We start from the raw sequence: 13,025 nt of genomic DNA on the forward strand, positions 1-13,025 counted from the left end.
TCAGTCGAAGTCGTTGATCAGGGCGAACAGCTCCTCGTCGCTCGCGGACTCGACAGCGGCGCCGGCGGTGGCCGGCCTCCCGGCCGCCTCGGCTGCCACGTCGAGCAGCGCGTGCAGCTCGGCGGCGATCTGACCGAAAGCCTCCGGATCCGCCGCTGCCCGGCGGATCTCGGCGGCGAGGGCGGTGAGCCGCGCGGCGATCGGTTCACCCGCGGGCGTACGCCCGGCGTCCACCAGGTCGGCCAGATGCCGGACGACGGCGGCCGGTGTCGGGTGGTCGAAGACGAGGCCGGCGGGAAGGTCGAGCCCGGTCGCGCGGGCAAGCGCATTGCGCAGCTCCAGCGCGGTGAGCGAGTCGAAGCCCAGATCCCGGAAGCTGCGATCGGTGTGTACCGCCACCCGGTCGCCGTGGCCCAGCACAGTGGCAACCGTTCCGCGTACGAGATCGGCCAGGACCCGGCCGCGGTCCGCCTCGGGCAGTCCGGCGATTCCCGTCAGTCCACCGATTGCCGGGGCGGCGGGCCGCGCCACCGGGCCGCGCAGCAGCGGGTGGTCGCCGCGGCCATCCAGGTGGGTGAGGGCCACGACCGCCTCGCCGGTGCTCGGCGCGGCGTCGAACAGGCCGAGAGCGTCCGCAGTGGACAGCGGCCGCAGGCCGGCCCGGGCCAGCCGCCGCCGGTCGGTCTCGGTCAGGGTGCGGGTCAGGTCGCTGCTCTGCTCCCACAGGCCCCAGGCCAGCGACTGGGCGGGCAGCCCCCGGGCCACGCGATACTGGGCGAGGGCGTCCAGGAAGGAGTTTGCAGCCGCGTATCCGGCCTGTCCCGCGGTGCCGAGCAGCCCGGCGACCGAGGAGTAGAGGATGAACGCCGACAGGTCGAGGTTCTTGGTCAGCTCGTGCAGGTGCCAGGCGGCGCCGGCCTTGGCGGCCAGCACCGCGTCGAGGCGGGCCTCGCTCAGGTCCGTGACGGGTGCGTCGTCGAGCACGCCGGCCGCGTGGACGACAGCGGTGAGCGGGTGTTCGGCGGGTATGGCCGCGAGCACCGCCGACAGCGCGTTCCGATCGGTCACGTCGGCGGCGGCGTAGACCACCTCGGCGCCGGCGATCCCGGTGGCTCCCGGTGCGGCTGCTCCGCTGCGGGAGACCAGGACCAGCCGGCGTACGCCGTGTTCGCCGACCAGGTGGCGGGCGAGCAGCAGGCCGAGGGTCCCGGTCCCGCCGGTGATCAGTACCGTGCCGCGGTCCCATCGCACCGGCTCCCGGCCACGGTCCGGGCGGGCCGGGGTCAGCCGGGGTGCCAGCAGACGGCCGCCGCGCACAGCGAGTTGCGGTTCGCCGGCGGCGGCCAGCCCGGGCGGCACTTCGCCGGTGTCGAGGTCGGCGAGCACGATGCGGCCCGGGTGTTCGGTCTGCGCGGCACGCACCAGCCCCCAGACCCCGGCGGCGGCCAGGTCGGTGACCTCCTCGTCGCCGGTCAGCACCGCCCCGCGGGTGGCCACCACCAACGTCGCGCCGGTGGTCCGCGCGTCGGAGACCCACCGCTGCACCACGCCCAGCGTCCGGCCGGCCACCGCACGGGCGGCAGCCGCAACGTCCCGCTCACCGGGTTCGGAAACGGCGTCCAGGACCACCGTCGCGGGAACCGGCGCGCCGGCGTCAAGGGCGGCGAAGAACGCCGCCGGGTCACCCACGGCACTCGGCGCCGAGCCATCAGTGGCGGGTAGTGGTGTCCAGGTCAGGCGGTGGAGGCCCTCGGTGGCCGTGGTCAGTGTCCGGCGGTCGGCCGGGCGCAGGAGTACGGAATCCACGGTGCCGACCGGTGCGCCGGTGGCGTCGGCCAGGGTCAGGGAGGCCTCTGCGGTTCCGGCTGGGCGGAGCCGGACCCGGAGGGCGGTGAGCCCGGTGGCGTACCGGATCAGGCCGGTCCAGGCGAAGGGCAGCCGCAGCGGCTCGGTCCCGGCCAGCAGCAGTGGGTGCAGTGCCGCGTCGAGCAGGGCGGGGTGCAGGCCGTAGCGGCCGGCGCCCGGCCGGTGGGCATCGGGCAGCTCGACCTCGGCGAACAGTTCGCCGTCGCCGCGCCACACCCGGCGTACGCACCGGAAGGCCGGCCCGTACGCGTACCCGGCGGCGGCGAGCGTGTCGTAGAAGCCGTCCAGGGGCACCTCGGTGGCGGCCGGTGGCCACACCGTCAGTCCCTCACCGGTGGCCGCCGACGCGGGACCAACCACGCCCTGGGCGTGCTGCGTCCAGGGGTGGTCCCCGCCGTCGGGCCGGGCGTGCAGGGTGGCCGGGCGGTACCCCGACTCGTCCACCTCGGCCACCGTGAGCTGGACCTGGACGGCCCTCTCGGCGGGCAGGACGAGCGGCCTGGTCAGGGTCAGCTCGGCAACCCGCGGCGCCCCGGCCTGCTCGCCGGCGCTCGTGATCATCTCCACCACCGCGGTCGCCGGGACGAGGACCGCGCCCGCGACGGTGTGGTCGGCCAGCCACGGGTGGGTACGCACCGACAGCCGCCCGCTGAACACGAGGGCGTCCCGGCCGGCGAGGCTCACCGGTGGCCCGAGCAGAGGGTGGTCCGCGCCGGGGGCGTCGATCCAGTGCCGCTCACGCTGGAACGCGTACGTGGGCAGGGAGACCTGGCGTGCGCCGGGGAAGACGGCCGGCCAGTCCGGGGTGGCACCGCGCAGCCGCAGCAGCCCGACCGCCCGCGCGACCCCCTCGGCCTCCGACCGGTTGCGCCGCAGCGTCGGGATGAACTCCCCGTCCGGCTCCGTCAGGCAGGCCCGGGCCAGCGAGGTCAGGACCGGGTCGGGGCCGATCTCGATCAGGTCGGTGACACCCTCGCGCTCCAGGCGGCGCACCCCGTCGGCGAAGCGCACCGCTTGCCGGATGTGGCGTACCCAGTAGTCGGGCGACGCCAGCTCCTCGGGGCGGGCGAGATCGCCGGTCACGTTCGAGACGATCGGGATGCGCGGCGGATGGAACGTCAGGCTCTCGGCCACGGTGCGGAACTCGTCGAGCACCTCGTCCATGTGCGGCGAGTGGAAGGCGTGCGACACGGGCAGGCGCGCCGTCCGCACGCCGCGGGTCCGCCAGGCGGCTGCGATCTCGTCGGCCGCGTCGGCGTCGCCGGAGATGACCACCGCCCGGGGGCCGTTCACCGCGGCGATGCTGAGCCGATTGCCGTACGGGACGAGGGTCTCGCGTACCTCGGCTTCGGCCGCCTCGACCGCCACCATCGCACCGCCGCCGCGGGCCGCCTGCATCAGCCGCCCGCGCTCGGCGATCAGCCGGCACGCGTCCGGCAGGTCGAGAACGCCGGCGACGCAGGCGGCCACGATCTCGCCGACCGAGTGGCCGAGGAGGTAGTCGGGGCGCAGTCCATAGTGGTCGAACAGGCGGCAGAGGGCCACCTCGACGGCGAAGAGGGCGGGCTGGGTGAACTCGGTACGGCCGAGCAGGTCCTCCCCGGCCGGCGCGAACAGGACGTCCTTGAGCGGCCGGGGCAGGTGCGGGTCGAGGTGGCGGCAGATCTCGTCGAGCGCCGCGGCGAAAGTGGGGTCGGTCGCGTACAGCTCCCGGCCCATGCCGGGGCGCTGGCTGCCCTGTCCGGTGAGGAGAAAGGCGGTCCGGCCCGGCCGGCCACGGTGGCGGGCGGGCTCCACCCCCTCGGCGATGGCGATGAGGCCGCGCAGCAGCGAGTCGCGGTCGGCGCCGGTCGCCACGGCGCCCTGGCCGAGAAGGGCCCGCCCGGTGGCGAGCGTGAACCCGATGTCGGTGACGGACTGCTCGGGGTGCTCTTCGACGTTCCGGGCGAGGCGGGCGGCCTGGGCGCGTACCGCCTCGGTGGTCGCGCCGGTCACGATCCAGGGGATGGCGGCCGGGGTGGTGGTCTCCGTACGTGCCGGAGGCTCTTCCGCCTGTTCCAGGATCACATGCGCGTTCGTCCCGGAAATACCGAACGACGACACCCCCGCCCGCCGAACCCGACCCCTCACCGGCCAAACCCGCTCCCCCGACAACAACTCCAACCCACCAGCAACCCAATCCACCCGCGACGACGGCACCTCACCATGCAACGACCTCGGCAACACCCCCGACCTCAACGCCCCCACCATCTTGATGACACCACCCACACCCGCCGCCGCCTGCGCATGCCCAATATTCGACTTCAACGAACCCACAAAAAACCCACCCGGCCGGCCATAAACCGCCGCCAACGCCCCCGCCTCAATCGGATCCCCCAACACCGTCCCCGTCCCATGCGCCTCCACCGCATCAACATCCCCCGGACCCAAACCCCCATCCACCAACGCCGCCCGCAACACCGCCTCCTGCGACGGACCATGCGGCGCCGTCAAACCATTCGACGCACCATCCTGATTGACCGCCGAACCCCGAACCACCGCCCACACCCGATGACCACGCGCCCGCGCCACCGACAACCGCTCCACCAACAACAAACCCACACCCTCCGACCACCCCGTCCCATCCGCACCCTCCGCAAACGACTTACACCGCCCATCCACCGACAACCCCCGCTGCCGCGAGAACTCCACGAACGTGCGCGGGCTGCTCATGACCGTGACGCCGCCGGCCAGCGCCAGATCGCACTCACCGGAACGCAGCGAACGAACCGCCAGGTGCAAAGCGACCAGCGACGACGAACACGCCGTGTCGACGGTGATCGAGGGGCCGTGGAGGCCGTAGCGGTAGGACAGCCGGCCGGACAGGACGCTGGACAGGTTGCCGGTCAACAGGAACCCTTCGAGCTCGTCCGGAGTCCGGGCGAGGCGGGAGGCGTAGTCGTCGTACATCGCGCCGGTGAAGACACCGGTGTTGCTGCCGCGCAGGGAATCGGGGTCGATACCGGCGTTCTCGAAGGTCTCCCACGCGGTTTCGAGCAGGAGGCGCTGCTGGGGGTCGGTGGCGGTCGCCTCGCGCGGCGACAGCCCGAAGAAGTCGTGGTCGAACATGTCCGCGTCGTGGAGGAAGCCGCCGTGCCGGGTGTAGGACGTGCCGAACCGGTCCGGGTCCGGGTCGTACAGGGCGTCCAGGTCCCAGCCCCGGTTGGCCGGGAACTCGCCCACCGCGTCCACCCCGTCGGCGACCAGCCGCCACAGGTCCTCCGGCGACGACACCCCGCCCGGGAAACGGCACGCCATCCCCACGATCGCGATCGGCTCGTCGTGGCCGGCCGGGCTGACGGCGGCGGCCCGTGGCGCCGGTTTCTCCTCGGCGACCCGGGCCAGCAGGTGCGCGCCGAGCCGTTCCGGGGTGGGGTGGTCGAAGACGGCCGTGGCGGTCAGCCGGATGCCGGTGGCCGCCGCGAGCCGGTTGCGCAGGTCCACGGCGGCCATCGAGTCGAACCCGAGGTCGTTGAAGCTTCGCCGCGGGTCGACCGCGTCGGTGCGGGTGTGGCCGAGAACCGCGGCTGCCTCGGCCCGGACCAGGCCGGCGACGGCGTCCGCCCGTTGGGGGCCGGGCAGTGCGGCGATCCGGGCGGCCCACCCGGCGGCCTTCGGCGCGGCGACGACCCGTGCGGTGGGACGCACCAGCGCCCGGAAGAGATGCGGGACGGGAACGTCGTCGCGCACCAGCCGGGACGGCTCCAGCACGGCCGGCACCACCAGGGGATCACCGGTGGCGAGGGCCGCGTCGAACAGGGCGAGGCCCTGCGCGGGGTTCAACGGCCGTACTCCCGCTCGTTCCCATCGGGCAAGGTCGGCCTCGCTGAGGCGGGCGCCCATACCGTGAGTGGCGTCCCACAACCCCCAGGCCAGGGAGGTGGCGGTCAGCCCACGGGCGGCGCGGTGGTGGGCCAGGGCGTCGAGGACGGCGTTGGCGGCCGCGTAGTTGGCCTGCCCCGGGGTGCCGACGATGCCGGTCACCGAGGAGAACAGGACGAACGCCGCGAGGTCCCGGCCCTGGGTCAGTTCGTGCAGGACACGGGCGGCGTCGGCCTTGGGGCGCATCACCTCGGCCAGGCGTGCCTCGGTGAGCGACGGGAGGGTCGCGTCGGCCAGCACACCGGCGGCGTGCACCACAGCGGTCAGGGGATGCCGATCGGGTACGGCGGCCAGCAGCCGGGCCAGCGCGTCCCGGTCGGCGACGTCGGCGGCCGCCACGGTGACCCGCGCGCCCGCCTCGGCCAGCGCGGCGGTCAGCTCGGCCGCGCCCGGTGCCGCCGAGCCGCTGCGGCTCACGAGCAGGAGATGCCGCACGCCGTACGCGGCAACCAGATGCCGAGCGATCAGGGCGCCGAGGCCGCCGGTACCGCCCGTGACGAGCACGGTCCCGTCCGGGTCGAGGCGCCGGACGTTCCCGGGGGTGGGACGGCGGCGGACAAGTCGCGGCACGTGGAACTCGCCCGCCCGTACGGCGATCTGCGGCTCCTCCGTGGCGACAGCATCCGTCCCGTCGGTGTCGAGGTCGGCGACCAGCACCCGGCCGGGGTACTCCGACTGGACCGAGCGGATGAGGCCCCAGACACCGGCGGCGTCGAGGTCGACATCGTCGGACGGGCGCACCGCCACGGCGTTCCGGGTGAGCAGGAGCAGGCGGCCGGGACGGTCCTCGGCCAGCCAGTCCCGCACGAGGCGCAGCACCTGCGCGGGGGTGGCCCCCGCGACGTCGGCGGTGACGACGTCGCTCATGTCCGCGGGCTCGGCGGGCACGACCTTCCAGTCCACTGTGTACAGGTTGTCGGCCGGCAGCGGGCGCAGGGCCAGGGACCCCACCGATGCCACGGGGGCGCCGTCGGTTCCGGTCAGCACGAGTGTCGCGGTGCCGTCGGCGTCCGGCGTGATGCGGACCCGGAGCCGGGTCGCTGTGCTCGCGTGCAGGGTCACATCGCGCCAGCTGAACGGCAGGAGGACGGCCCCCGCGTCGAGGACGAGGGCGTGCAGAGCCGCGTCCAGCAGGGCCGGGTGGACGAGATACGGCTCGGTGCTCGCGCTCAGCTGGATCTCGGCATACGTCGACGCGCCGCGCCGCCACAGCGATGCGAGGCCCTGGAGGGCCGGTCCGTAGCCGTAGCCGAGTTCGGCCAGCCGTGCGTACACCTCCCCGACGGGTTCCGGCGTCGAGCCCTCGGGTGGCCAGGTGGCCGAGGCTTCCTCGGTGGGCGCTTCGGCGGGAGCCAGGACTCCGGCGGCATGCCGGATCCATTCCCGGTCCGTGCGGGCGTGGATCGTGAAGGTACGGCGTGCGGCGGCGTCCGGGGCGGCAACTTCCACCTGCAGCAGTACGGTCTTCCCGGCGAGCTCGATCGGCTGTTCCAGCGTCAGCTCGCCCACCCGCGGGGTGCCGATCCGGTCGCCCGCCGCGGCGGCCAGTTCGAGCAGGACGGTGGCCGGCACGAGGGTGGTCCCGGCGATCGTGTGGTCGGACATCCAGGCATGCGCGGTGGGCGTGATGCGCCCGGTGAAGACGACGGCGGCGTCCCCGGCGTGTTCCAGCACCGCGGTCAGCACCGGGTGGCCGGTGGGTTCGAGGCCCGGGGTACGGGCGGCGGGCGCCGACCAGAAATGTGTCCTCTCGAAGGCGTACGTGGGAAGTGGGGCCGGGGTGGCGCCGGGGAAGAACGAGCCGGCGCGCAGCGGTGCGCCGTTCACGTGGGCGCGGGCGATACCAGCGGTGAAAGTGTCGGCCTCGTCGCGCCCCGCGCGCATCAGGGAGACCGTCGTGACCGTACTCCCCAGGCCGTTCGCGGCCAGCGGGGCCAGGACGGCGTCCGGGCCGACCTCGATGAGGACTGTCGCACCCAGGCCGGCCAGGCGGGCGGCGGCGTCGGCGAATCGGACGGTCTCGCGGATCTGCCGGGTCCAGTAGCCGGGCGAGGTCAGCTGCTCGGCGGTTGCCGTCTCGCCGGTGACGGTGGAGACGATCGGGATACGCGGCGGGCGGAACTCGATGCCGGCGGCGACGGCCTGGAAGTCGTCGAGGACGGCGTCCATGTGCGGGGAGTGGAAGGCGTGTTTCACGGCCAGGCGGCGTACGCGGCGGCCGGCCTCACGCCAGCGGGCGGCGACGCGCTCGACCTCGTCCTCGTCGCCCGACACCACGACCGAGCGAGGTGCGTTGATGGCGGCGAGACAGACCCGGTCCTCGTCCAGCGTCCGCCGGACCTCGTCGGGGTCGGCCTCGATCGCGGCCATGGCGCCGCCGCGGGTGGAGCCCATCAGCCGGCCGCGAGCCGCGACCAGCCGGGCGGCGGCGGCCAGCGGGAGCACACCGGCCACGTGGGCGGCGCTGATCTCGCCGATCGAGTGCCCGGCGAGCAGCCCGGGGACCGTGCCGTGGTGTTCCAGGAGCCGGAACAACGCCGTCTCCAGGGCGAACAGGGCGGGCTGGGTGTACGCGGTGAGGTGCAGCAGCCGTGCCCGAGGACTGCCCTCGGCGGCCCACATGACATCGCGCAGCGGCTCGTCGAGGAGTCCGTCGAAGGCGGCGCAGGCCTCGTCGAGGAAGGCGGCGAACACCGGGTACGCGGCAGCCAGGCGGCGTCCCATGCCGGCGTGCTGGGCGCCCTGGCCGGTGAGGAGGAAGGCAGTACGCCCGGAGCCGGCTGCCGAGCCGACGTGCAGGTTGGGTGCCGGGGCACCGGCCGCGAGGGCGCTGAGGCCGGCCCGAAGGTCGGGACCGAGAATCACGGCGCGGTGCTCGAAGGACGTACGGGTGGTGGCGAGGGCGAGGCCGATGTCCGCCGGGGACGCGTCGAGGTGGTCGCCCAGCCGGGTCGCCTGGGCGCGAAGGGCGGCTTCGGTCCGGGCGCTGAGAACCCAGGGGATGATGGCCGGGGTGGTGGTCCCCGCACCTGCCGGAGGCTCTTCCGCCTGCTCCAAAATCACATGCGCGTTCGTCCCGGAGATACCGAACGACGACACCCCCGCCCGCCGAACCCGACCCCTCACCGGCCAAACCCGCTCCCCCGACAACAACTCCAACCCACCAGCCACCCAATCCACCCGCGACGACGGCACCTCACCATGCAACGACCTCGGCAACACCCCCGACCTCAACGCCCCCACCATCTTGATGACACCACCCACACCCGCCGCCGCCTGCGCATGCCCAATATTCGACTTCAACGAACCCACAAAAAACCCACCCGGCCGGCCATAAACCGCCGCCAACGCCCCCGCCTCAATCGGATCCCCCAACACCGTCCCCGTCCCATGCGCCTCCACCGCATCAACATCCCCCGGACCCAAACCCCCATCCACCAACGCCGCCCGCAACACCGCCTCCTGCGACGGACCATGCGGCGCCGTCAAACCATTCGACGCACCATCCTGATTGACCGCCGAACCCCGAACCACCGCCCACACCCGATGACCACGCGCCCGCGCCACCGACAACCGCTCCACCAACAACAAACCCACACCCTCCGACCACCCCGTCCCATCCGCACCCTCCGCAAACGACTTACACCGCCCATCCACCGACAACCCCCGCTGCCGCGAGAACTCCAGGAACATGCCGGGCGTGGCCATGACTGTGGCTCCCCCGGCCAGCGCCAGATCGCACTCACCGGAACGCAGCGAACGAACCGCCAGGTGCAAAGCGACCAGCGACGACGAACACGCCGTGTCGACGGTGATGGCCGGGCCGGTCAGGCCCAGCTGGTAGGCGATCCGGCCGGAGGCGACGCTCGGAGTGGTGCCGGTCAGCACGTGCCCGCGGGCAGTTTCGGGAGCATCGGCCATCCTCGGGCCGTAGTCCAGGGCGGTGGCGCCGACGAAGACACCGGTTCCGCTGCCCCGCAACGACGTGGGGTCGAGGCCGGCCCGCTCGACGGCTTCCCACGCGGTCTCCAGGAGCAGCCGCTGCTGCGGATCCATCGCCTCGGCCTCGCGGGGCGAGATGCCGAAGAACGCCGCGTCGAACTCGCCGGCGTCGTACAGGAACCCGCCGTGCCGGGTTTGCGAGGCGGCGTAGACGTCGCCGAGGTCCCAGCCCCGGTTGGTGGGGAACGCGCCGACCGCATCCACCCCGTCGGCCACCAGCCGCCACAGATCCTCCGGCGACGACACCCCACCCGGGAAACGGCACGCCATCCCGACGATCGCGATCGGCTCGCCCGGATCGGCCGCGGCGGCCGGCTTCGGCTGGGCGGCAGTGGCGCCGCTCAGCCGGGCAGCGATGAACTCGGTTAGCGCGGCCGGCGTGGGGTGGTCGAAAAGGAGGCCGCTCGGCAGCGACAGGCCGGTGGCGTCGGCGAGGGCGGTACGCAGTTCGGTGGCCATCAGCGAGTTGACGCCGAGGTCGAGGAAGGGGGTGTGCGCCGGCACGCGTTCGCCGGGCCCGCTACCGAGCACGGCGGCAAGATGAGCGGCCACCAGCTCCTCCACGCCCAGCGCCGAATCGACGGACGCGACAGCGGCGGCAGGTGCGCCGGTGGGATTGTCGAACCAGTGAGGGCGGCGTTGGAAGGCGTAGGTGGGCAGTTCCACGCGGGGGGAATCGGGTTTGTCGAGGACGGTGGTCCAGTCGAGTGTGTGGCCTCGGACGTGGGCTCGGGCCACCGCTTCGAGGGCCGTGTTCGCGTCGGGGCGGCCGGACCGGAGCAGCGCGGCGGTGGCGGCTTCGCGGGCGCCGGCCGCCGCGTGGGCCGCCAGGACGCCGTCGGGGCCCAGCTCCAGGAAGGTGGTCACGCCCTCGGCCCGCAGGGTGCGGACCGCGTCGAGGAAGCGCACCGGTTGTCGTACCTGCCGGACCCAGTAGTCCGGCGAGGTCAGCTCGCCGGCCTGCACCAGCTCTCCGGTGACCGTGGAGACGATGGGGATGGTGGGCGACGCCAGGTCGAGCGCCGCCACGACCACCCGGAAGTCGTCGAGCATCGGGTCCATGTGCGGCGAGTGGAAGGCGTGGCTCACGTCGAGGCGCTTCGTCCGGTGGCCTCGGGCGGTCAGCTCGGCGGCGACGCGCTGGGCGGCCGCCTCGTCGCCGGAGATGACCACGGCATCGGGACCGTTGACGGCGGCGACCGCGAGCCGGCCCCGCTCGGCGGCGACCAGGTCACGTACCTCGTCCTCGGTCGCCCGTACCGAAATCATCACCCCACCCGCGGGAAGGGCCGACATCAGCCGCGCGCGGTCCGCGACCAGACGCGCCGCGGCGGGCAGTGACAGCACCCCGGCCACGTGCGCGGCGCTGATCTCCCCGATCGAGTGGCCGGCCAGATAGTCCGGGCGCAGACCCCACGATGCGAGCAACCGGAACAGCGCCACCTCGACCGCGAAGAGGGCGGGCTGGGTGTACGCGGTACGGTCGAGATCCGGTCCGCCCTCGGCGATGACCGCGGCGATCGGCCGGTCCAGCAACGGATCCAGCGCGGCGGCGACCTCGTCGAAGGCCCTCGCGAAGCGGGGGAAGGCAGCGTGCAGGCCCATCCCCATGCCCACCCGCTGCGAGCCCTGCCCGGTGAAGAGGAAACCCAGCCGGCCCGGCGCCACCACCCCGGACACGACGCCGGCCGCGGGCTTGCCGGCCGCCACCGCTTCGAGTCCGGTCAGCAGCCCGTCGCGGTCGCCGGCGGTGACGACAGCGCGGTGATCGAACACGGCCCGGTGGGTGACCAACGCGTGGGCCACGGCATCGGCCGGATGGTCGGTGGCGACCTCCCGCAGCCGCGCCGCCTGGGCTCGCAACGCCGCCGCGCTGTGCCCGGAGATCACCCACGACACCGGCCATTTCGGGGCGGTGGCGTCGCGGGATGCCGGGGCCGCGGGCGGCTCGGCCACCACCACGTGGCAGTTGGCGCCGCCCATGCCGAACGAGCTGACGCCGGACACCAGCCGGCGATCCGGCCGCGGCCAGCCGGTCAGCCCGGTCTGGACCTGCAGTCCCAGCTCGTCGAGGGGGACGCCCGGCCCGGGGGCGGTGAAGTTCAGGCTGGCCGGGAGTTGCCGGTTGCGGATGCTCAGCAGCACCTTGATCAGTCCGGCGATGCCGGCGGCGCTCTCCAGGTGCCCGACGTTGGTCTTGACCGAGCCGACCCGCAGGCGTGGCCCGTCGCCGCGCCCGGATCCGAGCACGGCTCCCAGCGCCGCGGCCTCGACCGGGTCGCCGGCGGGGGTGCCGGTGCCGTGCAGTTCGACGTACTGGACGTCGTCGGGGACGATGCCGGATCGTCCGTACGCCTCCCGGATCGCCTCCTCCTGCCCGGCCCGGCTGGGCGTGGTGAGCCCGTCGGTGGCGCCGTCGTTGTTGACCGCGCTGCCGAGGATCACGCCGTGGATCCGGTCGCCGGCGGCCAGCGCGTCACTCAGCGGCTTGAGGATGACGACGGCGCCGCCCTCGCCGGGCACGAAGCCGTTGGCCCGGGCGTCGAGCGCGTACGTCGTGCCGTCCGGCGACAGGGCGCCGAAACGCTGCTCGGCCAGCACGTTGCCGGACAGCAGGTTGAGGTTCACACCGGCGGCGATGCCGAGGGTGGACTCGCCGCTGTGCAGGCCGGTGCAGGCCAGGTGGACCGCGGTCAGCGAGGACGACTGGGCGGTGTCGACGACCAGGCTCGGCCCGCGCAACCCCAGGTGGTACGAGACCCGGTTGGCGATGATCCCGCGGTTGACGCCGGTCATGGTGTGCTGGGTGACGGCCGCCTCGCCCTGCTGATGCACCAGGGCGGCGTAGTCGTCCCGCAACGCGCCGACCACGACGGACGTACGGCTGCCGTGCAGTGCCGCCGGCACGATCCCGGCATCCTCCAGGGCCTCCCAGACCAGCTCCAGCACGAGCCGCTGCTGCGGATCCATGGCCGCGGCCTCACGGGGCGAGATGTGGAAGAACGCCGCGTCGAAATCCCCGACGGCGTCGAGGAAGCCGCCGCGCCGCGGCCCGGCCACCCCGTTCCAGCGCCCGGCGGGAGCCTCGCCGATCGCGCTGCGCCCATCGGCGAGCAGCCGCCAGTACGCCGCCGGGTCCGGCGCCTGCGGAAACCGGCAGGCGATGCCGACGACGGCGATGGGCCCTGGGACGCGGTGGATGTTCTCAGCGGACACGGTGATCCTCCTCGACGCGG

Annotated in this window: 1 protein-coding gene; it reads right to left on the reverse strand. The window is 73.7% G+C overall.

Annotated elements, in window-relative coordinates; translation table 11 throughout:
• The gene (locus C8E87_RS46230) at nt 1–13,005 is read right to left on the reverse strand and encodes a type I polyketide synthase (RefSeq protein WP_279536846.1); all 13,005 of its coding nucleotides are present in this window, start codon (nt 13,003–13,005) and stop codon (nt 1–3) included.
• Between the last annotated feature and the right edge of the window lie 20 nt (nt 13,006–13,025).

Origin of the sequence: Paractinoplanes brasiliensis, from assembly GCF_004362215.1 — a bacterium.
GTDB lineage: Bacteria > Actinomycetota > Actinomycetes > Mycobacteriales > Micromonosporaceae > Actinoplanes > Actinoplanes brasiliensis.